Origin of the sequence: Cognatishimia sp. MH4019 (genome assembly GCF_020177595.1) — a bacterium.
Taxonomy (GTDB): Bacteria; Pseudomonadota; Alphaproteobacteria; order Rhodobacterales; family Rhodobacteraceae; genus JAHTBL01.
Window position 1 is genome coordinate 142,771 of the sequence record NZ_JAHTBL010000006.1, and the last position, 23,158, is coordinate 165,928.

Below are 23,158 nucleotides of genomic sequence, written 5' to 3' on the forward strand. Positions count from 1 at the left end.
CATACACGGACCGAGGCAATCGGCCAAGAATTATCGGTGAACCAACCACAGCCAGGATCGCCGCACCAACATCCCCAGATAGGCCATGGCCGTCCGCAAGATCGGCGCACCGTCTGATATCGCAATGGTGGCCCAAAGCATGTCGGCCTCGAAGTGGCGAGCGCCACTTTCGATTGCGACGTCGTGGAACAAAGCTGCACGCAGATAGAACGGATCGTCAGGCGACCAGACCCAACGCGCAAGGCGTGGAACCGAACTTTCGAACTCGCGTCCCGATTCCACCACCACCGTGTGCGGCGATCCCTTCCAAAGCAGGTCCCAGCGCATAACGCGTTCAGTCCGGTAGTCGCGCCAGGTTCCAGGCGCGCACCAGCTTGTATCAGGCTCCGCCACCGCTGATCTCCGCCTCTGCCGCTTCCAAGGGCGCACGGTCACCCGTTAGGGCGGCCTGTTGCACGGCTTGAAACTGAGCGGTCCGCGCGGCGACTGCCGCCTCGAAGTTTGCGCGGATCGCGTCGACGGCAGCGTGATCCTCCGCCGCTTCAAGTGCATTGCTAGAGGCATCGGCAATTACGTCTGCCGCCGCCTTCAGCGCTTTGTAAAGTCGGGCGCGCAGCATGACGCGTTCGGCGATTTGGGCCTCCGTCCGACCCTTGGCGAAGTCGCGGACGAAGAGCATCCGATCCAACGGAGTGCCATCTTTCAGAAAAGCCAGCGCAGCGGGCTTCTTCTCTGGCCATGATTGCCGCTCACTCTCTGACGGATCGCCTGCGAGCTTCCAGATTGTGGCCTCTGCGTTGCTCTTGAAAAATGCTTTTGTGTCGTCTTTCAGTTCCGAAATGTCACGGGGCGCTTGTGGCGCGGCAATGGGCTGGCCATTGGTGTCCCCCTCAATCGTAAAGCCCTCTCGCTGATTTTCGAGGAGCTCTGCGTAAGTGGCATCATCCAATTCGACGGCGTCGCCTGGAATTTGATCCCCGTGAACTGCACGGCTGTAAAAACCTTTGGTTTGCGCTGAAAAAAGCATTGTCATGTCAGTCTCCGATTGCCAGCCACCAGAAGGGCGCAGATGAAAGTTGGCCAAGCGCTGCGCCATCACCGTTGATGTTTCCGCGAAACACCGCTTGTGTGTTGGTGATAGAGCCCGCCATCATCACAAGGTGCAAATTGGTGGCATACGTGACGAAGTCATGGGTCGCGGTCACGGACCGACAGCCATTCGGAAACGCCAGAGGGAAGGTGATATAGGTGTAATTGCTCGCTGTCGCAGACGCGCCCCATTGCATAATCAGACCCGATGGAAAGCGCTGCCAGCCTGTCGCACCAAAACCGCCTGACCATTCATCTTTGCGATAAAAACGACCGTCGATTGCACCCCCATCAACGTCCGCCTGCGACAGCTTCCCTGCCAGCGACTGGGTTACGGTCGCCGCGAAATCAGGATCATTACCGAAGGCGTCACCAAGCTCTTTCAAGGTGTCCAGCGCACCGGGTGCGCCATCCACAAGACCGGCGATTGCAGCATCCAGATCGGCTTGTGTCAGACCGTTTGCGACAGCCTGCTGCAGCGCGACGATGGCAGCGCGGTTGTGGGTAGTGCGATTGGCCAGTCCCTGCGCCTGACGGTTCATTGTCCCACCACCAGCAGGTGTTACATCGCCACCTGTCGGAAGGTAGCCATTCTCGAGTTTGAAAATGCTATCTTCCCAAGCAGGATCGTCTACGAGATAGGTCATGTTGTCGGGATCAAAATCAGGCATTCAAGGCCTCCCAATGATAGCTGGCGCCAAGGGCGATTTCGTCGCCAATGGGCCAGAGGTTGTCGCCAATTGTGTATTGAACGCCGCGCACGGTAATCGCCCGCAACCGGCAGTGCTTAGGGGCAACCGCACGAACGATGCTGCCAAGACGGCGCGCTGCGCGCAGAGTGATCGGTCGTGTGACTTCGATCCAGTAGTCGGCCCAATGGACCGAGCCATCCGGCCCCAGGCGCCAGGTATCACCTAAAGCGGGTGCACCTCCGATCCGGGGATATTGGAAAGCCTCGGTTATGATCGCATCACCATAACCCGCCACTTCCAGCGCGCGCTTAATGATCGGCAAGGTGCCTTTGCGGCGCACGATCGAAGGCCATTCCTTGAGGTAGTTGCGCTGGACCGCCTCTGGCCATTCGGGGTCCCACTCATCCGCGGAAAGCGCGAAGGCCAGATGTGGCAGAACCTCTTTAGGGCAAGCCATCGGGTTCCAAAGTGTGTCGAAGCAGATACCAACGTCCTCGAGCCGCTCAAACGCGGTTTCGACCAAAGCACGTTCCAGCTTTGTCGCGTTCGATGGGAGAAGACCGCTGACCAGTTGTTCGATGGTCATGGGCGCCAGCCTTCGGGCAGATGTTCGACAGTGATGACGGGATCGACCAAGCTATCGGCATATCCCTTTGAGCCTGGATCAATGTCTTGGGCAGGTTGCGTCAGCGTCAGTTCCTCGACGCCAGGAACCTTCATAGCCGCACCTAACCCAAACCGCTGCACTTTCGCTCCAATGCGCCGACGCTTATCGCGATGCTCGAGCGCCGCCGCCATCGCCGCCGCTTCGATCGCCACCAAATCGGAACCCGGCGCAACATAAAGTGTGGCTTCAATCGTGTATGTGTGGAGCGCCGCGGGCTCAGCACGCAATGGCACGTTCAAAGGACGGACGGGATAGATTGCTTGAACAACCCGGTCCAACAGAGCTTGATCTGCTAAGCCGTATTCGCGGGTGGCCAAAATGCACAATAGGATTTCCGCTGGGCCTACAGGATCGCCATTTGCGCGGACAGGTGCTGCAAATAAAGCCTTTCCAATTGTGTGCAGGTCCGAGAAAAGACCCGCGCTGTAGGTTGCCTGATCTTCCATACAAAGCGGCACGACATCCGCAATGTCACGTCGGCCATCCAGTTCAAGCGCATGATAGATGTAGGACCCCTCTGTGCCCGCGGTCGTATAAGCTTCCGGGGCAAGGGCGAGGCGCGGCCGATAGTCAGCGTCGCTTTCGAGCACTTCATCTACTGGTGGGATCGCGTCCGGATCACCGGCTTGGACCGTCAACCGACCGGCACCGTAGTAGGTGGCACCGATGTGGTCCAGTTCAGCCCCTTGGCCGAATGCCAGGGTCAGCGCGTTTTTCTGATCGTTGCCTTCGGCCTTGAGCTGGACGATCCGTTCAGCGAACGCTTCAAGATTGACATGAAGAGGGTCGCTTTCGAGGTTGATTACCTCGGACAGATCAAGGCCCTTGTCTTCGGCGCGCCGCAACAGGCGCTCTTTGAGAAGCGCCAGTTCATCCTCGAAGTTCAGCTCCTCAAGAACAGAGAGCGGTTCAAGCGAGGCCAGATTGACAGCAGAAAAGCGGCTCATACCGACACTCCGATCGTGTTTTGAACACCCGTCGCACGAACCGTCACATCCACTTCGATACGCCCGTTGCCGCCCGCGTCGATTTCAGCCAGGCGAAACCCATTGAGCTCAACGCGCGGCTCAAAAGCATCAAGGGCCTCGGCAATAGACACAAAGTGGCTCAGAACAGTTTCGTCATTGCCGGGCCGATCTTGTAGATCTGGCGCGACAGAGCCAAAGGCCCGCCGCTCAACGCGGGTGTTGATCCGCGTTGTGAAAATCACCTCGAGGGATTGGGCGATATGATCCCATCCCTCAAGGCGACGCCCGGTATGCCGACACATCCCAGCCATGGACCTTAGTCTTTAGGCTTCGACGTCTTGGCGGGCGCGGACTTCTGCAAGGGGCTCACGTCGGACTTCTTTTGCAAGACATGCGGCACATAATAGCGCGCCTCGTCGTCAGTCATCTGGACGACATCGCCCTTCTCCTTCAGGTGCGGCCCGATCCACGAGTTGGTTTGCAGCACATAGTCATGCTTTTGCAGTTTGGGGTCGGGTTTCTTGGTCGTCTCAGCCATGTTCGTCTCCTTAGACTGGGGTGCCGGTGTTGGCGTTTCCGGGAACGATCCCGCTATGCTTGTGGGTGTCGCCGATATCGGTGCCGTTATGGGTGATCTCGCCACTAGTAATCGCGACACCAGCATCGGTGATTTCGATTGTGACGCCGCCGACATTCGCCTCGATCTTGTCATTCGTGATTTCGACGGATGTTCCAGCCACTTCAATCATTGAGCTGTCATCGATCACCGTGACGGTGACGGATCCGAGTGTGAACGCGAAAGCATCCCCATCTGCCGTGGGTGCCGCGTTCTGATCGGTGAAGCCGCCATGCACCGCGAGCGCCTTCTCGTCCAGTTCGCCCCCTTGCGCCAGAACGGTCATCAGTTCGCCGACGCTTGGCGGGTTCCAAGTCTTGCGCGCGCCGGCACGCTCAGTCCATCTGATCCAGGGCGTAATCAACGGGCTACCGTCATCACCGACGTCTACCTTGACACGCTGGTTCGCAGGATCGACCGCGGTCACAACACCAGACCGCACCATGTTGGTGAGCTTGCGGCGATCCTCGGCAATCATGCCCTGTAGGCGCGCGATGATTTTTGAGACATCCGCCATCACACATCCTCCGGCATGCGCGTGATGTCGATATCGGTGTTCAGCTCAATTGACTCGGACATCGTCGTATCGGACGGCCCAGCAGCGCCAATCCCCTCGGACGTGCCAATCGTTATCGCTTGGGTCCAGGACACCGAATGCAGCGAAATCCCCTTGTCATCCAGATCGCCGGAATAGAGCGCATCAATCCGCAGGTTGCCGGGAAGGCCGATACCGTGACCATCAGAAAACCGATTGAGCTCAATCCGCTCGGCCACGGCTTCGGTCAGATCGATGCCTTCGTTGGCGCGGCCTTTTCCATCGGTCAAAACGAAGACGGCGAACGCAGCCTCATAGCGGCGCGTGGCGTCTGGCTTTGGCTGTGTGCGGGGGGCCCCAAGAAAGGCAACGCGCAGCGCGGGGGCCTTGAAGGTCCGCCGCGTCACCTCATCGGCGTTGAAGCGACCGGGACTGATATCGATATCACGCGCGTCAGACAGGCTGTCTGTTGCTTGCAGATCGGCTTTGATCGCCTCAAGAAGATCGGTAATTTTCATTTGAGCACCTCACGCATGAAGTCCTCGACCACGTCCTCGATCTCGCGCGCGTTTGCCGGACTGATCCCCAGATAAGGGCGTGCCGGCATGGTAACGCTTTTTGCGAAGACCTTTTTGTTGCCCGCCATGAATGCCAGCGCTTTGCCGATCTTCGCTTTGATGACGCCGCCAAAATGATGGATCGCGGCATAGATCAACGGTGATCCGATCGTGACCTGCCCAAGGCCGGTCTGGTAATCGATGCTGTCATGCAATGCGCCCGACGCATAAAGCGGAGCTGAGCCTTTGCGGTTGTGTGGCCACAACTCTCCATTGGGGCCTATCTTTTCCGATTTGAGCCTACGTCGCGTCTGAAGTTGCACAAGGCGACCGATTACATCCATCAGTTCGAACCGATCGAACCCTGTGACCCGCTCAATTGCTTGGGCGGCACGGTCAAGGCCTGTGAGTTGCATCTCGACGGCAAGACTGGTCATCAGCCGCGCCCCCGACCAAAGCGCCGCGGCCGTGCGGTGAAGTCGGCACCCGACGTGGTGCCGGTCTCCGATCCCGCAACAGCCGAACTGGGCTCGGCAAGCCCCAGGCCGACACGTCCATCGCTGATCTTCGTCAAAAGCGCCGTTGCTTGGGTGTAGCGGGTTTCAATGTTGTCGGTGAGGCGAGTGTGCGAGTTCGCCAGCACATAAGCGGCGATATCAATGCAAGGGCGGCGCAAGACTTTCGGCTGGCCACCAAGGGGAAGGTCATACCGTGCGGAAAGATAGCCGTCGATTTCAGCAGAGGCATCGGCCAACGCTTCGTCGATCGCACCGTTCGGATCAGCCACGTCAGCAGGCGTGATGTCCTCAAGGAACTCAGCGCCATAGATCGCGGTGATATCGTCTCGGGTGGCATACATCGCATTCTCTCCAAAAGCGGTGGGCTTTCACCACCCGCAAGCCGCATCACAAGCCTTCAGACACCGCAGTTCGCCGGGTGACCCTTCGCGCTATGGTCTCGCCCCATAGAGGCCTACTCAGAACTGCACCGTAGGGCGGGGTCTCTGTTTCTTCCCGTTCATCCCTTGGGCTCGCGACCGTTCCTTTCGCTCTGGAATTCACTCAGTGATCGGCGACACCTTCAGGTAGGGATCGCTCTGGATCGCTTCTTTCTGCTTGGCGTCCAGCTTCGTCACGTCCACACGGACACCTTCGGGTGTGAAGCTCATACCGGCACGACGGCGCGACTTCTTGTGCGTGGTCGAAATCAGGACAAATTTGTCGGCATCTTCGACTTCGACGTTCGTTTTGGCACTCGGCAGAGGCGCTTGGCTTTCCGCCGATGCTTGCTTTGTGACTTCCGCCGAAAGCTTCGCTACCTCTTTGGTCGTAGCCTCACCCGCATCCGCGGCGGTCACATTCTCAGCGGGCGCTGCCTTCGGATCATCCTTGGACGCGGCCTGAACCGCATCCTTGGGTTCGGCGGGCTTTGCGTCGTTCTTGTCGGTCTGGGTTTTTGCCTTGGGGGCCATGGTTCTCTCTCCTGAAGGGGTCGGCTGAATGAAGCGGGCCGGGAATGCGCGACCGGCCCGCTCTGACAACCGGCCTGCGTTAGCTCAGCCAGGGGGTCATCAGGATTTCCGCTTTGCCGTAGTGCGGATTGTCTTTGCCGCCATCGGTGCGCTTGACCTTGAGGATTTCCTCAGCCTCGGTTTCCAGCTCGGGCGGGATCACCAGCAGGTTCGGCACGATGTTCAGCGGACGGCCCTGGTCACCTTTGAGCGATGCCATGGCTTGTCGGGCTGCCTTGAAATTCGCCGCCGTCAGCGGTGCCTTCGAGGCAAACGCCAACTGCCAGAACGTATAGCCCGCGGCACCGCGCGACCGCACGCCGTAAAGGTATTCGTCCTTCAGGAAGACGTGGTCGGAATTGCTGGCATCATCCTTGGTTTCCAGCTCAGCCGCGATGCGCTCCTGATAGATGATCGGCTTGACCGCCTTGACGGTGCAAAGCAGATACCATGTCGGACCCGCACCGGCCTGCATGTTCGAAACGGAGACCTCTTCGCCGTCCACCATTACCGGGTGATCGGTGTCAAAGAAGTTCTGACCATCAAAACAGGTGACGTTGAAGCCTTCCTTGAGAGCGTCGAATACCAGCTCTTCAGGATGCTCGGCCGCGGCCGTTGCCATGCCTTTGATCGCCATCGAATACGTCCCAAGCTGATCGTCTTCGATCGCTTCGCGCTGGACGGCGATTGTATCCTCGAACTTGTCGTTCTTCAGCGTGTAGGCTTCGACTTCCAGCCGTTTGATCCGGCGCTCGTCGATCCATTTCTTCATGCCGGGGATTTGGGCCAGCCAGGCATAGGTTTCGATGGATGTGTTGGAATTGACCTTTTCCGCGATCATCGACCATTTGGGATCGGCCGCTGTGAAGGCGTTTTGGAAAATGGCTTTGAAGCCAGTGGTCATCCGTTCGATGACTTGGCGCGTGATGCGCTTTGCAACGGGCATGTGCGGGGTCCTCTCAGAAGGTTTGTGTGGTCAGGCGATGCCCGATCAGATGGTGATCCAGACGCTGGCACCCTCAACGGCGCGCACGCGGCCCGCCTTCGAACGGGCGCCGCCGCCATCAGTTTTCGCGACCGTCTCGTCATCAAGGACAAAGCAGTCCTTGCCGATTTCGGTGCGGGTGATTTCATCCGCGCCGGTCGCGCCGCGGAACTTGAATGTGCCAGTGCGCGCCTTGACGGTCAGATCGCCCTCGGCCGCATCTGCGCTGTCCATCGCAACACCGACCGTGACAACGGCGTTGTCGGCAAAGCCAGCCTTTGCATAGCCAGCGTCTAGGACAACCAAAGCGCCCTTGTTGATCTTCGCTGCGGCATCGAGGTCGTAAGCGAAAACATCGCCTTGCCGCATTTCGGTGTTGCGTTCTGCATTGGTGGCCATGTGTCAGGTCCTTTGGATTGTGTCAGGGGTGGCCTGAGATCAGGCCTTTTCGGCTGCGCGCTGTTTGGCGAAATCCTCTTCGGAGACGCCAAGCATCGCGCACATCTCGCGATCATCGTCGCTCAGCCCGTGCGCGTTGATCGTCTTGTCATCCAGGTTCGACGGCTCAACGATTTCGGGCAGGGTTTCGGTGAGCTTTTTGACCTCTTCGAAACCAGCATCACTGGCCATGGCCAGCGCGACGTAGTGGCCCTTGGATGCAGGCGCGATCTTCTTGGCCTTCACGGCAGAGGCGATCATCGTTTCAACCTCGCTCTCGCGAGCGGCTTTTTCGCTCTTGGTCAACTTGCCTTCAGCTTCCTCGGCGCGGGCAAGAACCCGGTCATAATCGGCGCGCGGCATGAAATCCTTGGTCGAGGGCGTCACGGTCGAGGCCTTGGCCGTCGCCAGCTCCGCATCCTTTTCGCGGATTGCGGTCAGGACTTGCTCTTCGGTCGCATCGTCGGACAGACCAAGCACCTTAGCGATTTCTTTGAACATGGGAGTGTCTCCGGTTTTTCTGGCGCTTGCGCGGGCAAGGGCCTTCATCTGATCGAATGCGGGTCGGTTGACCAACGCGACAGCGTCAAGGATCGCGACCTCGCCAGTTTTCTTGTGTGCGCGGAATTCGGGGCTGATAAAGCGCCACTCGCGATCGGCGATTTGCTTTGCGGCCCGGACCGTCCAGGCGACGCGCGCCCAAATCTCGCCGTCGCGAACCTCTAGTTCTTCGATCCAGCCAGCCGCCGTCTGATCGCCGTTTTCTTCCGGCATGAAGGATGACAGATGGTCATAATCGACGAGGATTGGTTTTCCAGCGGAGGTGCGCTGCGCATCAACGAACGCCTGCGGATCGCTCAGCTTGAACGAGCGACCATCATTCGTCGCCAACTCGGGTCCAGCAGGGAAGACTTGTATCCATTCCGGCGCGGTGGCCGTCGGTCCGTCCCCCGCGACCTGGAACGCCAACGCGGTCTCAAGAAAATAGGTCTCGGTTACGGCGGTAGCCGTGCGATGTGAAACATGGTGCAGATGCGACAGGTGCGTATTCATGCGCCATGTCTTGCCCGAATGCCCAAACACAGACTTTGGTAGCGCGCGCTACCTAAAAGAGCGTGCTGCCGTCCATTTCGTCAGAAGTTGGGGATCGCCTCAGTCATACGCAGGCAGGATCGTTTTTGAAAGCGTTTTGAAAGCATTTGAAAGGCCATAGGGGGTTTTCAGGCATCAGCGGCCCCGAACAAGCCCTGAGCAGCCTTAGAACCGCTCTGACGCGGCATCGATTATAAGGGGGTTATTTGAGGCCGGAAGGTCACAACACCCTTCGCGAGATATACCCGGCTCTGTATGGCTCGGCCTCGTTGAACAAATAGCATCAAATGATCGATGGTTCAATCCATTGGGATGTTGCGAGATGTCGGGCCGAATTGCTCCGGCCGGATCCGACGAAGACTTTTCAGGTAGACCTCTCGTTGATCTTTCGTAAGCCTCAATATGCCTGTCCAAGGCTCCCCCTCAATCATCATCTGCAGCGCGAAGGTGACCTCCGATGTGGCATCCTCGTAAACGGTTCCACCTTCGGCCATCTGCTGAACGATCGCATAAGCCTTCGGGTCCACCTGAGGTCGCTTTCCGACCTGCTTGTGCGCGTCATGGTTCGAAAGCAAAACGGTCCGCGTCTTCGCGCCAATCAGTTTCCGGACATGCTCGGGCAAAATCGCGACGGGAAGTGCCATGCGGCCCCGCTCGATATTCGCGGGCGATCGGTCATTGGCACCATCATAGGGCAGCTCTGCTCTTGCCAGCGCCTGAAAATGTTTCTGCCCAACAAGGTCCCGGACTGCGATGCGGCGCGCATTTTGAGGCAAGGCATCCAGGCGGTCTGACAGAAACCGGCGCAGGTTATCGGCGCGTGTGGCGCCTGGGTTGCTTTGCCAACCGGGATCGATCCCCTCGGGCACATTGAAGCGTTCCCCTGTCACCTTGTTCGTCCAGGGCCTCGTCACAACCTGCGGTGCTGCAGCGGTCGCATCATAACCAAGGACTTCGGCCTCACGCCGTGATATCTGTCGCACCCGGCACTGGCATAGCCATCCGTTCGGGGGATAATGCGTGATCCAAAAAGCGTCATCGACCGGCAGGATCACCCCAACCCATTGCAGATGCTCTGGCCTGCGCCGTTCGGCCACGGACAGTTCATAGACCAGAAAGGGCAGACCGCGCTTTGTGCGCTGAATGCGCTCCCATTCACCTGCGGCCCGCGCCGTGTTCACATTCGCCCAATAGATTGTGCGCAATCGTCGCAACGATCCGAATTGGACGAGTTGCTTACCGTTCGGTCCATCAACGACCTTTCGGCCCCACCAGCCTTTCATCCGCAAAGTGGGCATGAGCTGATTAACGAAATCACCATAAGTCGTGTAATTGGCAATCGCATCTCGCGTCGCTGCACGAACATCGTCCAGGATGTCGAACCCCGCGGATTTGGCGACTGTAAACGCGAAAGCATGTTCGTTGGGTGCAAAGTCACGCCAGTCGAAGGACGGCTGCGTTCCCTTCGCATCGAAATATCGCATGACCTCTTCGGGGGCTTCTTTGAAAACGCGATCAGGCATCGATATCGCCGTCGCCGCGCGCTTTCATCATTTGCTTGGCCAACCGATCGGTCATCGCTTCGACATTCGGCGAAACCGTATCGAGCTCTTCCAGAAATGCCTCATAGCTGTCAGCTGACTTTGCCGCGGCCAAGATGCTCGCGACCGTCGGGCCGATATCGGCTTCCCAGTTTTCGAGCGCTTCAGACACAAGGGCGTCTTCGGTCAGTTCTGACGATGCTCGATGGCGTTCACCGCAAGACGGGCAAACAGGCGGAAGCTGTGACGCCCTCTCAACACCCGGACCAGGCACAACATTAGACGTGGCAATTTGCAGAACCGGCTCATCGTCGTCCGGCACCCGAAAGCCCATTTTCTTGTTCACGTCCGCAGAGGCAACCCGTAGGCCCAAAGGCACCAGCGTGCCAAGTGAAGTCGTAAGCGCCTCGATGTCTTCCGCATCCTCGACGGGGAAGCTGGTTTTGGGTGGCACGCGGTCCCAGCCCCAGTTCAGGCCCACGAATGGCGCGATCAGATCGCGGTTGACGGTCGTTGCCATCTGACGCGCGTCGGCGCGCTTGATATCACCGCGCACCTCGTCATGTGTTTCCGATTGCGACCGGCTTGAGCCTTCATCCGTGGTCATTGTTTGACCGATGATTGCCTTGGACATTTGCTTGTCGAGATACTCGGTCATTGCTCCAAAGACAGCATTGCCCTGGCCACCCTTGGCCTCGATAAAATCAATCTCCATGCTTTTGGGAATGATCGCGGCGGCGTCTGATCCCAGATCGCGCACGGCCCGCAAGAGGACGCGTTTTTCATCTGCGCTTGCGGTGTCGTCGTATTTACCGACGCGCAACGGCATGCCGAAGACCTCAAGGAACGCGGCCCAATCTTGCAGCGTGTAGGCTTTCAGCATGAAGCACCATGCCGCGATCCGCGCGATGCCGCCGCGCACGGTCAGCCCGGACTTCAGCTTGGGGCGATGCACGATCCAGCCGTAAGGGTTCAACTCAACGCCATCGGCGTTACCTTCTTCGCGGATCAGCAACTGGCGACCGGTCCGCTTGTCAAACTGGAAATGCCGCGGATCGCGATGGATGTATTCTGCAGGCGTCCAACGGTCGGACGTCGCATCCCAGATTGTCTCAATCGCGGAATAGCCCTTTGCGATCCCGTCCAGAGCGTCATCAATCATGTCTGCAAAATGCGGTTCTCCGATCAGCTCTTCGACAGCCTCAGCAATTTCCTTGTCCGTGGCATCTTTGGACGCGGGCGTCACGATCGGCTCGATACCCGACACGGCACGCTTTCGCTGGCCAAGGACGGACGCATAATGTCCATCGCGCTCTTCCATTTCTTCGGCAAGGATCAGGAAGTCGTTATTGTCGCCCTCATTCGCCGCTTTCAAAAGCGACGCTAGCTTACCCGGATCAAGTCCGCCGGCGATGCTGTCAGTCCAAACCGAGCGAACACCAGTGCTGGCCGGCGGTGCTTGTTCTTCGGTGAGCATCGCCACTTTGAATGGCTTGCCATCAGAGCCAAGAACCGTGGAATTGCGTGTTGATAGATTAGCCACTCGTGGTCTCCTTACTCATCGGCCAGCCATACCAAGATCGTAATGATGGCGGCCGGAAAGGTTAGTGTTGCGGGATGCCATCCTGTGAGAACGACCCAAAACTTGAGCAGCAAATAAGAGAGCGCAAAAGATAGGATCACAAAAACGAAGATTATCGAAAGACCTCTCATGACAGCCCTATGAATGCCAATATTGTCGCAATGATGCCAAGAGCTGCACCATTCGAGCCGCGCCTCGATGCCAGTGTCCCGAAGATCCAGCCTAGAACAAACACAAGCGCCACAACCAACCAATCCATCACCAATACTCCTCTCGTAGAGACAGGCCCTCAACAGCTTCATCAGCCTTTCGAACCGCGTTCGTGGCCCCTGAAATGTTCTGCTGACAAACCCCTTCATCCCGAGCGATGGAAGACGCAGGTTCGCCTGCCACACGGCGACTGATCCAGTTCAATAACCTTTCGTCGCTCTGACGGCTGGCCATTCGCGGCATCAGACGGCCCCCCAAATCAATTCGTAAGCGCTGCCGATCACCGTGATGATCCCTATGACGAACAACACAGCCCAAAGCCATTCCAACGTCGGCTCATCTTCGCGCCGTGCATGGGGTGCAAATGCCAAAGCCATCACCACCGCGACGATCATAATCAGAAGGCCATAAAGAATACCGAACATCACCAAAGCCCTCCGGACCGCCGAAAGTTTTCCCGAGTGTCACGCCGCCGATCGCCCCAGTCGTCGCCTGCCTCTTCGACATGCGCCGAGGTGTATTCGTATGTGCTGACAGGCTGGCGGCTGGCGAACCAAGCCAGCGCGCCCGCGACAGCGGTATCGCCATGACGGTTGAACCCGTCAGATCCCTTGAAGCGGAAATTCTTGGGCACGCGGATCACGCCTTCGACGAACTGAAGCGCCTGGTGATCCTGCAAAACATCATCGTGTCGCGGCAGCACCACCGTGCCGTCGCCAAAGGCCGCGATGTAGGGTGGCATTTCCTGCCGATACCATTCTTGGGTGAACGACACTTCGACGATCTTCTCGCCGTAGCGCTGTGCTGCGACCTCGGCCAAGTATGCGCCGTTCCCCGTTCGGTCCATCGCGCCTTTGGCGAACCGTGGCAGGCGATCAAGGATGTAGAACAGAACTTCGCGCTGTTGATCGAACGGCACATTGCGCATCTCGACGATCAGCTTTGTGCGCCGGACCAGATCATGCCCAATCTCTTGGATGACGATATCGCTGGCATCGCCCGAGCGCGCAAAGTCTTCTCCCATCACGTGCCGCTTGTCGCGGTTCAGCGATTTCAGAACCGGCTCAAGATGCTTGCGACACCAATCCAGCGCTTCGGCCGTCCGGAAAGCCGCGGGCGCGTTGCGGAAATCATCGTCGAGCGTCCACCGTTCAAACGGGATGCCGTCTTCCATACAGGCTTCGATCTGGACACGCGTCAGGGCAGCACCTTCTGCCTCGGCCGGGATCGCGTCCAGCTCCTGGCGCATGGCCGCAACGCGCGGTCCATAAGAGCCGCGGATCAGCGCCTCCCAATCGTCTTGAGCCTCTTGCGTCCACGTCCGCCCCTTAATCAGGCACACCCGCTTGAACAGACCGTTCTCGACGGCGGTGGCAAACGGGATGTGGTGGACCGAGAACGGGTTCTTGCCTGCCTTCGCCTCGACGATCAGCTCGTTAAACGGATTGAGAATGCTGTTGTGTGTCGAGATGACACGCACTTTGCCGCCCCAGATCAGCAACGCGTTCACCGCATCGATGACTTCGCGCACGTCCTTGTGAAACGCCGCCTCGTCAATAACGACGATCCCCTGAAGGCCGCGAATGTTAGCGGGGTTGGATGACAGCGCCTCAACCCGGTAGCCGCTGGCAAACTTGATGCGGAAAGCAGAGATGTTCTTGGTGGTGCCGTCTGGCTGTTCATCCTCGAACAGGAACTCTTCGATTTCGGCCAGCTCCTTTGAGACGATCTTGGCGAAATGCGCGACATAGCCAATGAACTCGCGTCCCTTGTCCTTGGTGTCACCGATGTAGAACACGTTGTCGCCACCGGCAGATCGGGCGGACGCGGCTGTGATGGCGCTATCCAGAGCCTCGGCGAAAGTGATACCTGTGCGGCGGCCTTTTTCAGCCAGTTTCAGATCGCTCGTATCTGCAAGCCATGCTTGCTGGTGAGCCATGAGAATGCCGTCAGCAAGCGGGTCCAGATCACTGGGGATTTCACCGCCGCGGGTGAAGGTTTCAGGCAAGGCGTCTGGATCGCGGGCGATTACGGGCGGACCGGCCTTCGCATTCTCTGGGATGTCAGGCTTGTTCATTGCTTGACCCCGAGGACCTCATTGCGGAAGAACTTGGCCTTCTCGGCTGTCAGGCCTTTCTCTTCGGTGATCTTCTCGATCGCGTCGTCGACCTGGCTCTCAAACTGTTTCTGGATCGCTCGTTTACGGTCCACAGACAGTTTTTGGGAATTGACCGCCGATTGCAGCGCGCGCGCCAGCTCCATAGCGTTTTTCGGGGAAGCGGCTTTGCCATCTTCCATCATCTCGAAGATAAGCGTCTTGATCGTCTCAGCCGCCATAATCGTCAGATCATCGGTTTGGCTGGGGTCCAGACGCTCTGTCAGCGCAGCGGTGATTGCGCGCACTTCCTCGTGGCGCCGTGCCATCGATGCCAGCCGGATCGAATGGCGGTTGAAAGCCGATTTGGAAATGGGACCCAGCGACAATTCGGCCAGCTTGTCATTGAACTCGAACCATATCTCGGTTTGGGTCCGGTCGCGCTCTTTCAGCTCCTGGAAGGCCCATGCCACGATATGATCCGCTTCCGCCGGAAGCAGATCAATCGACGACAGACGCCCTCGTCCTTGGCGTGCGACCGCCATCGGTTAGGCTTTCCGACGCGACGGCTGATTGATCCCTTCAATCACCGCTTTGCGCTTCAGATGATTTTCGCCTTGTTCCGTCAGCTCCGCGACCAACACACTGCCAGCTTCCGTCAGGACTACGGCTTGCGCCTGCTTTTCCAGCCAGCGCAATTGTGTGTGGACAAACTCGCGGGTTCGGTTGATCGCGAACGCCTCGAGGACTTTCATCAGCATTGAAGAGTTTAGCCGACCGTCAGCCTCCTCAGAGAGCGCGCGCAAGATGATAAGACGCACTTCAGCGTTGAAGTGGTCTTCGTAACCGTCGAAAAGATTGCTCATTTGGGTTGCCCCCGCGATAGGTTTATCAAGAAATCCTCGACGCGCAGAACGCCCGCCTTCGTCGCCTCGGTTGTGGTTCTCAGGACTTGAATTTCGCCCGACTGCCGCTCTTGCATCAGTTGTAGTTCGTGAATTTCCTCACGCGTCGGCAAGCCTTCGACGTCCTGTTCAAGACGCCCGAGCCGCTTATCGAGATCGGTCACCTGCGAGCTTAGCTCGGAAAGCTGAGAGCTCGGGACGATCTTGGTGCGATCAGAGCTGAGCCAACCTTTCTGGCGAAGAACAAAGCCGACGACCAATACCGCGACGACGACCGCCGCCCCAATTGGCCCGCCTTCCTCTAGGATTGGTAAGAGGTAGTTTTCCATGCGAGCCATGATCCTGAGATTGCGCATGCTCCGGCAAGCAAGCTGTAGTTGAGATTGGCGGTGGTCAGCACGCCGGTTGACCAGAAGTTCCAGGCGATCACAGTCCAGGCACCTGCGGCAAAAGCGAACGCGCAAAAGCGGACTTCAATGGCATGGCGCCAGCGAATGACCATCGCGACAACCTGCGCGGCTCCGATGATGCCAAAACAGCAGGCCCAGAATATCGGCTCTTCGCCGCCAAAGCCCGCGTAGCTATCGCGCGCCAGAATATCAGGCGTCGTGGCGAAAAAGTTTGACCATGCAAGCAAATTGAGGGCTGAAAACAGCTCCACAAGCCGCACTTCGTCACGAAAGTTGAACGCAACAAACGCGTCCAAAAGAGCCTTCAAACGGTCTTTAAGCATAGATGCGATCCTTCCGTTCCTTGTCTTGCTGGCAGTCGATACAGCGATCCGCGAAAGGCGCAGCCTGCCGCCGGGCCTCGGGAATTTGCCGCCCGCATTCGACGCAATCAGAGTTACCGACCTGCCGCACAGCCGAGCGCGCAACATTGGCCATCCGGTCCCGCTCTTGGGTCACGCGATCTTCGCTTCGTTCGAGGTCCCGCTCATTCACAGATCGTCTCCCTTAACGGTCGCATCCGCAGCAAGTTCGAAGGCCTGTCCGCTTGCGACCAGACACGTCAGCCCGTTCGGACTGCTAACTATGATGGTCCATGACCCGCTTTCGTCAGATGCGTAGACCTCAACCAAGGTATCGTTCGCCGCCAGACCATAGGCCTTGCGCCCCTCTCCGTAGCGCTCTGACAGGTGGCCAATCACGTCCGCGCGCGGCGCACAGCGCGGACCGTCAATTCCGGGCGAAGCCATAAGCGGCACTTGCAATGCGATGCTCAGAACGATGGCGGCGAACATCGCAATCAACCAGTTAAGGAAGGTTTCCAGTTTCAGCATGGCTATTCTCCCTTCCAGGCTTCAATGGCTTGGTTGCGCTGAGGTGAAATCGCGTCCTGAGCAAGTTCGCTGTCGGTGCCGGTATCAGCCACGCCCGGCGTGTCATGGCGTAATTTATCCAGACGGCGGATGTTTTCGATTACCTTCGGAACCATCGCAGCTGACTGGACAACCGATTGCTGGAATTCCTGACTTTTGATCTGGAAGCGGCCACCGAAGTAAAACGCAACGATTGTGCCGGCCAGCCACCAGAGCGGCTCAGGGACCAATGCCAAGCCCTGCATCCGTGTTGCAAACCAGATCGGGTCGAACATGGCCGACGCGAACAACAGGAACGTGGCGACAACCATCAAGGGGCGTGGCAATCGGTTCAGACCGTCCATAAAACGATCAAACCCTCCGCGGCGCGCATGACGGAACTCGGCGGCGTATTGGGACAGCGCCGCTTCGGCGTAATCCGCTTTTCGCTGCGCGCCCGCCTCGGCGTTCTCGCGAAACACCTCGGCCGTCTCAGCGATCACATTGCGACCGCCCCCGAATAGCCATTGAAAAAAACGCATGCTGTTATCTCCCAAGCCGTTGCCAAACGCGGTCCATCAGAAGCGAAAACCGCCAATCAAAAGGGGTCATCATCCCCATGCCGCCACCCGTTGCCGGAATTCGGCATCACTCATATGAAACTCGGGGCGGATGAACTCTTCGGCACGCTTGATCCAGCCGCCTTTGCCACCAGCGCGGGTGCGGGCAAACTTACGGCTGGCATGCCGACGATCCGCGATGCGGAAGTAGTAATTGCGGCGGGCGATCCCGTAGGCGTCCACAAGGAATTCCCCGGCACGCTCATAAATGCGCTCAACCGCACCAGCGGTTTGCGGGCCAAGAACACCATCAACGATCACGGGCTCTTGAAACTCTGCCATCAGACGCTGAAGGATTTTGACGGCATTGGAGCCTGCGTTCACATACATGTCGAAAACGGTTGAGTGCATTGCAGGCGGCAGGAGGCGGATGCGTGGTTGTTCAAAGTAGTGGCGGATGAAGATATCGACGGCCTGATCTTTGGTCAGCGCCCGCACATCGCGCGCATCCACATCGCCATCACGGTCTAGGTCCATACCCAGACGCCGCATCGTGTGGATCGTCACGCCGAAGTTGGTTGCGCCACCCGGATCATCGGGGTCGTTCACATAGCCACCTTCGCGCACGATGATTTCGTTGGCGATCTCGCGAACGGTTTTCATGATCCTGCCCTCCTTTGGATGACAGGAAACTATTGGGTTTTGAGGGGAGCGTTATTGGTAGCGCGCGCTACCAAATCAGTCGAAAAGATCAGGCTGGTTTTCGTCTGGGGACAGCTTGGCCTTTCGCCGAAAAACTGTCGTGCGATGCACATTCATTGTCTGTGCGATCTTGTCCGCAGATACGCCATCGCGGATCATCTGGTCAACTTTTTTGCGCGTCTCGTTTGCGGCCGACTTCGGACCGACAGGCAGATCAATGACAGCGCCGCCATATCCCGAACGGAAATGCTCGCAAATTTTGTCAGCGCTTTCGCGGCCAACAGCGTCAACAAGCCAATGCCCGTCGGGCGCTTTCGCAGGGATCGAAACCCGGCTTCCACCACGCACGTTCGAGATCGCGATCGCGGCGTCGATGCCCGCGATATCCGCAATCTCGTTCAGCAAAGGGGGAAGCCAGGAATAGCTCATGCGGCGCGCGCAACCTCCGCCTCAAGCGGTGCGATCGGCTGCCATTTAATCAGCAGGCCATCGAAGAAATGGTCCGGTGCAGGCAACTCCCAGAACGCACTCATTTCACGCAAGGATGTGAAGCCGTCTGCCTTCGCGAAGGCTTCAAGATCGGTGAGGGGGGGATTACGCACCCAACCAACGCGAATGCGCTTGATCTGTCCGGCTTCCCACTGGATCGTGATGGGCCGAACATCCAGACACACCGGATCAGGAATGATCTTGCGACAGTGCTTGGTGCGCATCGCATAGTAGAGCTGTAAATTCTCACCGGGATAAGCATGGCGTTTGCGTGGCCCTCGGATCGTTTGCAGCTTTGCGCCCGGTGCCTTTGGGTCGCGCATGCCAAGTTCGATCGGCTCGATAAACTGCTTTTGAAAGCTGTAAGCGACCATCACAAGGCTCCTTCGGATTTGAGCGTGCGGACGGTCTCGCCAAAGGTATTCATCACCGTGATCCAGTCGGCATCCTTCAGATCAGGAAGGTTCCGATGCGTGAGCCTGTAAACGAAGCCACGGAAAGTGTCTCCGGCGTAGGGCGCTTCGCCCTTTATCAGCTCCCACTGCGCGGCAGCGATCTTGAAGCCGGGGGCGCGCATATAGCTTGGGTCCCCGCGATGGCCCGACCATTCGACGCCCCGCCGTTCCAACATTTTCTTGAGCGCCTCGATCACAGCGACGGCGTCGTCTTGCTCTCTGATCCAGTTGGCGTGATCTACCTTCGCCTGCTTGACGGCAAAATTGTTCAGCGCCGCGTCATCGCGCGACCCGATCAAGCCGAGGTTCCAGCACGAAATCCAAAGCGCCTGTATTTTCTTGGCGTAGGGACCGGACAAGGTGGACCGTTTTCGCGTGATCTTACCCGCACCCATGTCGTCTAGTGCAGCGAGCAAGGCATTCGACTGCTTATGGCTCAGGCCGCGCGTTGACCGCTGGCCTGTGTGCTTTTCAACAAAGTCACGCCATGTGTCGTCTTCGTTCAACGAATGCACCTGACGACGCTTGGCGTGAATGGCTCGAAGCGCGCTCATTTGGCTGCCCACCTGTCTCCGAGTGTCGGTCGATAGTTGGGATAGATTTGATAATCCTTATACCTGAAGGTGACTTTGCCGAGTGCGTGATCTGCCTCGGAAGAAGTGACTTGAACGGTCGGAACCTGATTTTGAGCGGCAAACATCAAGCGCACTGCGGCATTGGTGATGCTGACAACCTGTTTGGGCGTTGCTCCGGCATCAAGGCATTCATCCAGTAGGGCCAGAAGCGCGCGCTCGGTCTCGCTGACTTCGTCGAAAGGTTTTTTTTGGGTATTCATCGGTCCATCTCCTTCCGGGCCTCGCGCGCGGCGTGCTGAAGCTTAGCGGCGGCAAGGATGTAGGGTTTCAGCTCGGGCTCGGCGTTGTCGTATTTGAGGGATGCCCAACGGCCGTTCAGGCGCGGCAACAAAGCGCGCGGGATCGCCAGCCAGTTCTGCGGATCGGTATTGGCCTTGTCGCCATCGATGCACTTCAGGCAATGGCCTTCAGGAAGCGGTCCGTTCGTATCTTCCCAGCGGATCAGATGGACCGCACGCCACCGTGCCTGCAAAGGCAGATCATCGTTGATCTTGCGCTCGACATAGCCGTCGCGTGTCGTTCGTTCCGTGCCGATCGGCTTATAGAGCTGCACCGCGACCCCGCGGCGTTCGCCTTTCTTGAACCAGCCCTTTTCGGAACCAGGCGCGCAGATGCCCTTTTTGCCCTTGTTTGGCGGCACACTGCCTTTCTCAAAACAGCCATTGCGACCGGTGAACCAGCCCATCCGCTTCATCAGGGACTTGAGATTGTCCAAAGACACGTCGAGCCGATCAAACTTGTCGCAGAAGTCGGTATGCAGGGCGCGGCGCGGCATTTCGGACCGCGCCTTCAGCCATTCCAGCTCGCGCTCACTGTAAGGAATAGACCGGCCGCGCATCAGTCTTCTTTCTTTCCGATCTGGGGCAGATGCGGCAGCACGGCGTCGCCATGCTCGGCGAAGAGTTTTGCAGCTTTTAGACCGGTATCCGCGACACGCAGAACTTGATCCGAGATACCGACCAAGGCGTCAGCGCGCTTTACTTCCCGTTCGATATCGTCCGAGTTGAGGTCCTCGTCCGAGAGCCGTTCAAGTTGGGCAAAAAGGTGATCGTTCAGATCTGAAAGTTTGTTCTTCATCCGACTATCCATCCTTTGGGAAGTTTGACGGCCAAAGCGTCCGGCGTGGGTGCGCCTGGCGGTATCGACACGAGGCCGAAAGCCTCGAGCATCGCCGCCATCGCCTTGACCTCGGCAAGGGTGACATTTGTGGGTCCGCGGAGCGGATCATGGGCAATCTTTCCCAGAGCGCGCCCGGCCCGTTCAACGACGATCTTCTGAGCGTCAGGACGAGCCGGGCGACGGGTTTTGCGTGCGGCGCTCACTCGATTTCCTCCGCATTGGCCAGATTGATCTGCATCGCACGGAATGAGGCCTGAGGGTTGGGCCGTGTCGAGATGCGAACGATCTCGCGCGAACTGGCGATGCGTTGGCTGTCGGCAACGGCTTCCATTGCCTGCAGGAATGTCGGATGCGTTATGTTCAGCCGCCGCATGGCATAGAGATTGGCACGGTTGACCTTGCCCTGCTTGTCGACTTCAAAGCCGTATTCCAGCAAGGCGCGGATTTCGTCTGGAACATCCTTGCCGACATCGCGGATGTAGTCGTCGATCAAGTCTTTCGCGATCTTCAGCTCGGGGCCGTATTCGAGATAGTCCTGAACACTGATCTCGACCTTTACGAGGCCGTCGAAGGATTTGAAGCTGACATTCCCTTTGCCGCCTTCACGCTTGCCACGGGGCGTGACGCCGTATTGCTCGGCCAGCAAATCCGCCAAAACACTGATGTCGTCGTGTGTGTGGCCACGAAACCGCGCGATCTGGTTAGCCAGATCAACCGAAAAGCCGTGGATCGCGCGCACTGTCTCGTCAACCTGTCGGTCCATCGGCTTCATAAGGTCCTTCGGCACCTTGTGGCCTTGGGCGTTGATGTAATCGGTGAGTTCACCGTGTTCGTCGTAAATGTAGCCAGACATGGCCGTTCCTTTCTTCAGGTGAGGTCTGTGAGTTCTTCGAGAATTTTGTTCTTCAGGCTGCGATAACCTTGAAGCTGGCTATCGGAGCCCAGCAGATGCCGCGCCATCACCTTCAGATCGTCGGCCTTCCAGACGCGGTCCTCGTCGCAGAAACCGATAATGTGCCGCGCAAGGCGAAGGGCCTTGTCGCGCTCGCTGGGATTGCCGATGAAAAGCTGATCTTCGCAGTCGATCGCATTTTCGGCGATCTCACGAAGAGTGGCGAAGTCCTGAACGTAGACTGGGCTGTTTTCCAAGTTCTTCGTCACACGCTTCAGCGCATTCATGATGGTGGTGTGATCTCGGCCACCGATCGCCATGCCGATCTGCGGCAAGGATGCCTCTGTCAAAGTTCTTGCCAGCGCGCAAAATTCGAACCTTGGCCAAACCAGATGCGGCTGGCGGCCAGCACCCTTGATCTCACCTTCAGAGACACCGCGGTAATCCGAGATGACCCTGAGAATGATCTTGAGATGCGCTTTGGTGGACATCAGACCGCGCCACCGCCACGCAGTTGGTAGGCCGCACGCATATCGTCCGCCTTCAAAGCGCGACCCATCCCGCGGGCAATCATCGATGCCGCCTTGATGGTCTCGCTCAGCGCCCCAAGCGCACCGGGGCGCGTGGCAATCGCGGTGCCCACACGGCGCACATCCTCGTCAGTGATTTGCCATGCGTCCAAAAGCTGATCGATATCTTCGGGATAGGGCTTCATCACGCTGATGCGGTAGCCGATCCTGCGTGTGACCTGAGGCGACGCATGTTTCACATCGCGGCTTGCATAGGGCGTTGTGCTCTCATTGTTGCCGAGCAGAACCAGACCGCATCGGGCCATGTCGCGGAAGTGCCGCAACTCGTTTACACCGTCCTCGTTCAGATACTGGGCTTCGTCAACGATCAGCAAAGCGCTGAAGCCGTCGCGCTTCAATGCCTCAACAATAGCGCCTTTAAGCGTCGCTGAGTTGCGCGTGTCGATGCCAAGCTGAGCACCGATCTCCGACTTCATGGTATGGATGCTGGCGCTCGATGGGCTCAACACAATGTGGAACACATGAGGCCGGCTTGCCTGAAATGCCTCGGCGGCGCTGGTTTTACCCAATCCTGCCAAAAGGGTTGCAATCGCGATGGTTGGCAACGCCTGCGCATAGGTGAACGTCTCGAACAGCTCCCGCGCCACGCGCGTTTGAACAAAGCCCGGCTCAACCGGCAGTGCAGACGCCGCCTCAGAAGCCTCTTGAAAGGACGTAAGGAAGTTCTCGACGCGCTGGGTCGTGTTGTCGTAGCGACCGTTGTAGGTGCCGTCATACCAGCCTGAGAACGTGCCAATCGCCATATCTGCGCGGCGCGCAACCTCGGACTTCGTCCAGTCGTTTTCGGACGCGAGCTGAGCGACCTTTGCCGTCGCGGACTTCCACCTCGACTTCAGGTCATCGCTTTCAATCTCTGGAACCTGTTTGGACGGGGACCAGCCCGTGACGATACCCGTCTCTGTCTTCGTTTGCGCATTCATGTGTGGTGCTCCTC

General features: G+C 58.2%; 37 protein-coding genes. All 37 read right to left on the reverse strand.

What is annotated here, in order from left to right; translation table 11 throughout:
* Positions 1-30: 30 nt before the first annotated feature.
* Complete coding sequence (locus KUW67_RS12210) at positions 31-393, reverse strand: DUF1353 domain-containing protein (protein ID WP_224825588.1); 363 nt, start codon at positions 391-393, stop codon at positions 31-33.
* Positions 380-1,033 carry a hypothetical protein gene (locus tag KUW67_RS12215; RefSeq protein ID WP_224825589.1) on the reverse strand — a complete coding sequence of 218 codons (654 nt, stop codon included), beginning with the start codon at positions 1,031-1,033 and terminating at the stop codon, positions 380-382. Before KUW67_RS12215 ends, KUW67_RS12210 begins: the two co-directional genes overlap by 14 nt.
* Position 1,034: 1 nt before the next feature.
* Positions 1,035-1,760 carry a hypothetical protein gene (locus KUW67_RS12220; protein WP_224825590.1) on the reverse strand — a complete coding sequence of 242 codons (726 nt, stop codon included), beginning with the start codon at positions 1,758-1,760 and terminating at the stop codon, positions 1,035-1,037.
* The gene (locus KUW67_RS12225; protein ID WP_224825591.1) at positions 1,753-2,367 is read right to left on the reverse strand and encodes a phage tail protein I; all 615 of its coding nucleotides are present in this window, start codon (positions 2,365-2,367) and stop codon (positions 1,753-1,755) included. The genes KUW67_RS12220 and KUW67_RS12225 overlap by 8 nt, the downstream gene beginning before the upstream one ends.
* A complete protein-coding gene (locus KUW67_RS12230) occupies positions 2,364-3,395 on the reverse strand; it encodes a baseplate J/gp47 family protein (protein ID WP_224825592.1) in 1,032 nt (343 codons plus the stop codon). The genes KUW67_RS12225 and KUW67_RS12230 overlap by 4 nt, the downstream gene beginning before the upstream one ends.
* Positions 3,392-3,727, reverse strand: coding sequence for a GPW/gp25 family protein (locus KUW67_RS12235; protein ID WP_224825593.1), 336 nt, complete (start codon positions 3,725-3,727; stop codon positions 3,392-3,394). The genes KUW67_RS12230 and KUW67_RS12235 overlap by 4 nt, the downstream gene beginning before the upstream one ends.
* A 5-nt stretch (positions 3,728-3,732) precedes the next feature.
* Positions 3,733-3,954: a hypothetical protein gene (locus KUW67_RS12240; protein WP_224825594.1), complete on the reverse strand. Its 222-nt coding sequence runs from the start codon at positions 3,952-3,954 to the stop codon at positions 3,733-3,735.
* 10 nt (positions 3,955-3,964) lie between these two features.
* A complete protein-coding gene (locus KUW67_RS12245) occupies positions 3,965-4,549 on the reverse strand; it encodes a phage baseplate assembly protein V (RefSeq protein WP_224825595.1) in 585 nt (194 codons plus the stop codon).
* The gene (locus tag KUW67_RS12250) at positions 4,549-5,085 is read right to left on the reverse strand and encodes a hypothetical protein (protein WP_224825596.1); all 537 of its coding nucleotides are present in this window, start codon (positions 5,083-5,085) and stop codon (positions 4,549-4,551) included. Before KUW67_RS12250 ends, KUW67_RS12245 begins: the two co-directional genes overlap by 1 nt.
* Positions 5,082-5,561: a phage virion morphogenesis protein gene (locus tag KUW67_RS12255; protein WP_224825597.1), complete on the reverse strand. Its 480-nt coding sequence runs from the start codon at positions 5,559-5,561 to the stop codon at positions 5,082-5,084. Before KUW67_RS12255 ends, KUW67_RS12250 begins: the two co-directional genes overlap by 4 nt.
* The gene (locus tag KUW67_RS12260; RefSeq protein ID WP_224825598.1) at positions 5,561-5,983 is read right to left on the reverse strand and encodes a gp436 family protein; all 423 of its coding nucleotides are present in this window, start codon (positions 5,981-5,983) and stop codon (positions 5,561-5,563) included. The genes KUW67_RS12255 and KUW67_RS12260 overlap by 1 nt, the downstream gene beginning before the upstream one ends.
* 198 nt (positions 5,984-6,181) lie before the next feature.
* Positions 6,182-6,595, reverse strand: a complete 414-nt coding sequence (locus tag KUW67_RS12265; RefSeq protein ID WP_224825599.1) for a hypothetical protein — start codon at positions 6,593-6,595, stop codon at positions 6,182-6,184.
* Positions 6,596-6,674: 79 nt separating this feature from the next.
* On the reverse strand, positions 6,675-7,580 hold the full coding sequence (locus KUW67_RS12270; protein WP_224825600.1) for a Mu-like prophage major head subunit gpT family protein: 906 nt from the start codon (positions 7,578-7,580) through the stop codon (positions 6,675-6,677).
* 45 nt (positions 7,581-7,625) lie between these two features.
* The gene (locus KUW67_RS12275) at positions 7,626-8,018 is read right to left on the reverse strand and encodes a hypothetical protein (RefSeq protein WP_224825601.1); all 393 of its coding nucleotides are present in this window, start codon (positions 8,016-8,018) and stop codon (positions 7,626-7,628) included.
* A gap of 39 nt (positions 8,019-8,057) precedes the next feature.
* A complete protein-coding gene (locus KUW67_RS12280) occupies positions 8,058-9,110 on the reverse strand; it encodes a phage protease (protein ID WP_224825602.1) in 1,053 nt (350 codons plus the stop codon).
* Between the two features lie 338 nt (positions 9,111-9,448).
* Positions 9,449-10,672: a phage minor head protein gene (locus KUW67_RS12285; protein WP_224825603.1), complete on the reverse strand. Its 1,224-nt coding sequence runs from the start codon at positions 10,670-10,672 to the stop codon at positions 9,449-9,451.
* Complete coding sequence (locus KUW67_RS12290; RefSeq protein WP_224825604.1) at positions 10,665-12,233, reverse strand: DUF935 domain-containing protein; 1,569 nt, start codon at positions 12,231-12,233, stop codon at positions 10,665-10,667. Before KUW67_RS12290 ends, KUW67_RS12285 begins: the two co-directional genes overlap by 8 nt.
* Positions 12,234-12,724: 491 nt before the next feature.
* Positions 12,725-12,907 (reverse strand): hypothetical protein, encoded by a 183-nt coding sequence (locus KUW67_RS12295; RefSeq protein WP_224825605.1) that lies wholly within the window; start codon positions 12,905-12,907, stop codon positions 12,725-12,727.
* Positions 12,907-14,559 carry a hypothetical protein gene (locus KUW67_RS12300; protein WP_224825606.1) on the reverse strand — a complete coding sequence of 551 codons (1,653 nt, stop codon included), beginning with the start codon at positions 14,557-14,559 and terminating at the stop codon, positions 12,907-12,909. The genes KUW67_RS12295 and KUW67_RS12300 overlap by 1 nt, the downstream gene beginning before the upstream one ends.
* A complete protein-coding gene (locus KUW67_RS12305) occupies positions 14,556-15,122 on the reverse strand; it encodes a DUF3486 family protein (RefSeq protein WP_224825607.1) in 567 nt (188 codons plus the stop codon). Before KUW67_RS12305 ends, KUW67_RS12300 begins: the two co-directional genes overlap by 4 nt.
* A 3-nt stretch (positions 15,123-15,125) precedes the next feature.
* Positions 15,126-15,443, reverse strand: coding sequence for a hypothetical protein (locus tag KUW67_RS12310; protein ID WP_224825608.1), 318 nt, complete (start codon positions 15,441-15,443; stop codon positions 15,126-15,128).
* Positions 15,440-15,811 carry a DUF2730 family protein gene (locus KUW67_RS12315; protein ID WP_224825609.1) on the reverse strand — a complete coding sequence of 124 codons (372 nt, stop codon included), beginning with the start codon at positions 15,809-15,811 and terminating at the stop codon, positions 15,440-15,442. Before KUW67_RS12315 ends, KUW67_RS12310 begins: the two co-directional genes overlap by 4 nt.
* Positions 15,784-16,215 (reverse strand): hypothetical protein, encoded by a 432-nt coding sequence (locus KUW67_RS12320; protein WP_224825610.1) that lies wholly within the window; start codon positions 16,213-16,215, stop codon positions 15,784-15,786. The genes KUW67_RS12315 and KUW67_RS12320 overlap by 28 nt, the downstream gene beginning before the upstream one ends.
* Positions 16,208-16,426 (reverse strand): TraR/DksA C4-type zinc finger protein, encoded by a 219-nt coding sequence (locus KUW67_RS12325; RefSeq protein ID WP_224825611.1) that lies wholly within the window; start codon positions 16,424-16,426, stop codon positions 16,208-16,210. Before KUW67_RS12325 ends, KUW67_RS12320 begins: the two co-directional genes overlap by 8 nt.
* A complete protein-coding gene (locus tag KUW67_RS12330) occupies positions 16,423-16,764 on the reverse strand; it encodes a hypothetical protein (protein WP_224825612.1) in 342 nt (113 codons plus the stop codon). Before KUW67_RS12330 ends, KUW67_RS12325 begins: the two co-directional genes overlap by 4 nt.
* Before the next feature lie 2 nt (positions 16,765-16,766).
* Positions 16,767-17,324, reverse strand: a complete 558-nt coding sequence (locus KUW67_RS12335) for a holin family protein (RefSeq protein WP_224825613.1) — start codon at positions 17,322-17,324, stop codon at positions 16,767-16,769.
* A gap of 69 nt (positions 17,325-17,393) precedes the next feature.
* Positions 17,394-18,005, reverse strand: a complete 612-nt coding sequence (locus KUW67_RS12340; RefSeq protein WP_224825614.1) for a holin-associated N-acetylmuramidase — start codon at positions 18,003-18,005, stop codon at positions 17,394-17,396.
* A 75-nt stretch (positions 18,006-18,080) separates the two neighbouring features.
* The gene (locus KUW67_RS12345; protein WP_224825615.1) at positions 18,081-18,473 is read right to left on the reverse strand and encodes a hypothetical protein; all 393 of its coding nucleotides are present in this window, start codon (positions 18,471-18,473) and stop codon (positions 18,081-18,083) included.
* A complete protein-coding gene (locus tag KUW67_RS12350) occupies positions 18,470-18,907 on the reverse strand; it encodes a hypothetical protein (RefSeq protein WP_224825616.1) in 438 nt (145 codons plus the stop codon). The genes KUW67_RS12345 and KUW67_RS12350 overlap by 4 nt, the downstream gene beginning before the upstream one ends.
* Complete coding sequence (locus KUW67_RS12355; RefSeq protein WP_224825617.1) at positions 18,907-19,542, reverse strand: regulatory protein GemA; 636 nt, start codon at positions 19,540-19,542, stop codon at positions 18,907-18,909. The genes KUW67_RS12350 and KUW67_RS12355 overlap by 1 nt, the downstream gene beginning before the upstream one ends.
* Positions 19,539-19,823, reverse strand: a complete 285-nt coding sequence (locus tag KUW67_RS12360) for a hypothetical protein (protein WP_224825618.1) — start codon at positions 19,821-19,823, stop codon at positions 19,539-19,541. Before KUW67_RS12360 ends, KUW67_RS12355 begins: the two co-directional genes overlap by 4 nt.
* Complete coding sequence (locus KUW67_RS12365) at positions 19,820-20,461, reverse strand: HNH endonuclease (protein WP_224825619.1); 642 nt, start codon at positions 20,459-20,461, stop codon at positions 19,820-19,822. The genes KUW67_RS12360 and KUW67_RS12365 overlap by 4 nt, the downstream gene beginning before the upstream one ends.
* Positions 20,461-20,700 carry a hypothetical protein gene (locus tag KUW67_RS12370; RefSeq protein ID WP_224825620.1) on the reverse strand — a complete coding sequence of 80 codons (240 nt, stop codon included), beginning with the start codon at positions 20,698-20,700 and terminating at the stop codon, positions 20,461-20,463. Before KUW67_RS12370 ends, KUW67_RS12365 begins: the two co-directional genes overlap by 1 nt.
* On the reverse strand, positions 20,697-20,945 hold the full coding sequence (locus tag KUW67_RS12375; protein WP_224825621.1) for a hypothetical protein: 249 nt from the start codon (positions 20,943-20,945) through the stop codon (positions 20,697-20,699). The genes KUW67_RS12370 and KUW67_RS12375 overlap by 4 nt, the downstream gene beginning before the upstream one ends.
* Complete coding sequence (locus KUW67_RS12380; RefSeq protein WP_224825622.1) at positions 20,942-21,595, reverse strand: DUF3164 family protein; 654 nt, start codon at positions 21,593-21,595, stop codon at positions 20,942-20,944. Before KUW67_RS12380 ends, KUW67_RS12375 begins: the two co-directional genes overlap by 4 nt.
* A gap of 14 nt (positions 21,596-21,609) precedes the next feature.
* The gene (locus tag KUW67_RS12385) at positions 21,610-22,125 is read right to left on the reverse strand and encodes a helix-turn-helix domain-containing protein (protein WP_224825623.1); all 516 of its coding nucleotides are present in this window, start codon (positions 22,123-22,125) and stop codon (positions 21,610-21,612) included.
* Positions 22,125-23,144: an AAA family ATPase gene (locus KUW67_RS12390; RefSeq protein ID WP_224825624.1), complete on the reverse strand. Its 1,020-nt coding sequence runs from the start codon at positions 23,142-23,144 to the stop codon at positions 22,125-22,127. Before KUW67_RS12390 ends, KUW67_RS12385 begins: the two co-directional genes overlap by 1 nt.
* Positions 23,145-23,158: the final 14 nt, after the last annotated feature.

Coding starts and splice junctions, on each gene's coding strand:
- KUW67_RS12315 (WP_224825609.1), bottom strand. CDS start 15,811: ATGGAAAACTACCTCTTACCAATCCTAGAGGAAGGCGGGCCAATTGGG.
- KUW67_RS12320 (WP_224825610.1), bottom strand. CDS start 16,215: ATGCTTAAAGACCGTTTGAAGGCTCTTTTGGACGCGTTTGTTGCGTTC.
- KUW67_RS12340 (WP_224825614.1), bottom strand. CDS start 18,005: ATGAAAACCGTTCGCGAGATCGCCAACGAAATCATCGTGCGCGAAGGT.
- KUW67_RS12370 (WP_224825620.1), bottom strand. CDS start 20,700: ATGAAGAACAAACTTTCAGATCTGAACGATCACCTTTTTGCCCAACTT.
- KUW67_RS12245 (WP_224825595.1), bottom strand. CDS start 4,549: ATGGCGGATGTCTCAAAAATCATCGCGCGCCTACAGGGCATGATTGCC.
- KUW67_RS12275 (WP_224825601.1), bottom strand. CDS start 8,018: ATGGCCACCAATGCAGAACGCAACACCGAAATGCGGCAAGGCGATGTT.
- KUW67_RS12305 (WP_224825607.1), bottom strand. CDS start 15,122: ATGGCGGTCGCACGCCAAGGACGAGGGCGTCTGTCGTCGATTGATCTG.
- KUW67_RS12285 (WP_224825603.1), bottom strand. CDS start 10,672: ATGCCTGATCGCGTTTTCAAAGAAGCCCCCGAAGAGGTCATGCGATAT.
- KUW67_RS12235 (WP_224825593.1), bottom strand. CDS start 3,727: ATGGCTGGGATGTGTCGGCATACCGGGCGTCGCCTTGAGGGATGGGAT.
- KUW67_RS12265 (WP_224825599.1), bottom strand. CDS start 6,595: ATGGCCCCCAAGGCAAAAACCCAGACCGACAAGAACGACGCAAAGCCC.
- KUW67_RS12220 (WP_224825590.1), bottom strand. CDS start 1,760: ATGCCTGATTTTGATCCCGACAACATGACCTATCTCGTAGACGATCCT.
- KUW67_RS12390 (WP_224825624.1), bottom strand. CDS start 23,144: ATGAATGCGCAAACGAAGACAGAGACGGGTATCGTCACGGGCTGGTCC.
- KUW67_RS12230 (WP_224825592.1), bottom strand. CDS start 3,395: ATGAGCCGCTTTTCTGCTGTCAATCTGGCCTCGCTTGAACCGCTCTCT.
- KUW67_RS12365 (WP_224825619.1), bottom strand. CDS start 20,461: ATGCGCGGCCGGTCTATTCCTTACAGTGAGCGCGAGCTGGAATGGCTG.
- KUW67_RS12280 (WP_224825602.1), bottom strand. CDS start 9,110: ATGAATACGCACCTGTCGCATCTGCACCATGTTTCACATCGCACGGCT.
- KUW67_RS12355 (WP_224825617.1), bottom strand. CDS start 19,542: ATGAGCGCGCTTCGAGCCATTCACGCCAAGCGTCGTCAGGTGCATTCG.
- KUW67_RS12385 (WP_224825623.1), bottom strand. CDS start 22,125: ATGTCCACCAAAGCGCATCTCAAGATCATTCTCAGGGTCATCTCGGAT.
- KUW67_RS12255 (WP_224825597.1), bottom strand. CDS start 5,561: ATGACCAGTCTTGCCGTCGAGATGCAACTCACAGGCCTTGACCGTGCC.
- KUW67_RS12380 (WP_224825622.1), bottom strand. CDS start 21,595: ATGTCTGGCTACATTTACGACGAACACGGTGAACTCACCGATTACATC.
- KUW67_RS12240 (WP_224825594.1), bottom strand. CDS start 3,954: ATGGCTGAGACGACCAAGAAACCCGACCCCAAACTGCAAAAGCATGAC.
- KUW67_RS12300 (WP_224825606.1), bottom strand. CDS start 14,559: ATGAACAAGCCTGACATCCCAGAGAATGCGAAGGCCGGTCCGCCCGTA.
- KUW67_RS12350 (WP_224825616.1), bottom strand. CDS start 18,907: ATGGTCGCTTACAGCTTTCAAAAGCAGTTTATCGAGCCGATCGAACTT.
- KUW67_RS12225 (WP_224825591.1), bottom strand. CDS start 2,367: ATGACCATCGAACAACTGGTCAGCGGTCTTCTCCCATCGAACGCGACA.
- KUW67_RS12270 (WP_224825600.1), bottom strand. CDS start 7,580: ATGCCCGTTGCAAAGCGCATCACGCGCCAAGTCATCGAACGGATGACC.
- KUW67_RS12310 (WP_224825608.1), bottom strand. CDS start 15,443: ATGAGCAATCTTTTCGACGGTTACGAAGACCACTTCAACGCTGAAGTG.
- KUW67_RS12215 (WP_224825589.1), bottom strand. CDS start 1,033: ATGACAATGCTTTTTTCAGCGCAAACCAAAGGTTTTTACAGCCGTGCA.
- KUW67_RS12345 (WP_224825615.1), bottom strand. CDS start 18,473: ATGAGCTATTCCTGGCTTCCCCCTTTGCTGAACGAGATTGCGGATATC.
- KUW67_RS12250 (WP_224825596.1), bottom strand. CDS start 5,085: ATGAAAATTACCGATCTTCTTGAGGCGATCAAAGCCGATCTGCAAGCA.
- KUW67_RS12330 (WP_224825612.1), bottom strand. CDS start 16,764: ATGCTGAAACTGGAAACCTTCCTTAACTGGTTGATTGCGATGTTCGCC.
- KUW67_RS12295 (WP_224825605.1), bottom strand. CDS start 12,907: ATGTTCGGTATTCTTTATGGCCTTCTGATTATGATCGTCGCGGTGGTG.
- KUW67_RS12335 (WP_224825613.1), bottom strand. CDS start 17,324: ATGCGTTTTTTTCAATGGCTATTCGGGGGCGGTCGCAATGTGATCGCT.
- KUW67_RS12260 (WP_224825598.1), bottom strand. CDS start 5,983: ATGTATGCCACCCGAGACGATATCACCGCGATCTATGGCGCTGAGTTC.
- KUW67_RS12360 (WP_224825618.1), bottom strand. CDS start 19,823: ATGAATACCCAAAAAAAACCTTTCGACGAAGTCAGCGAGACCGAGCGC.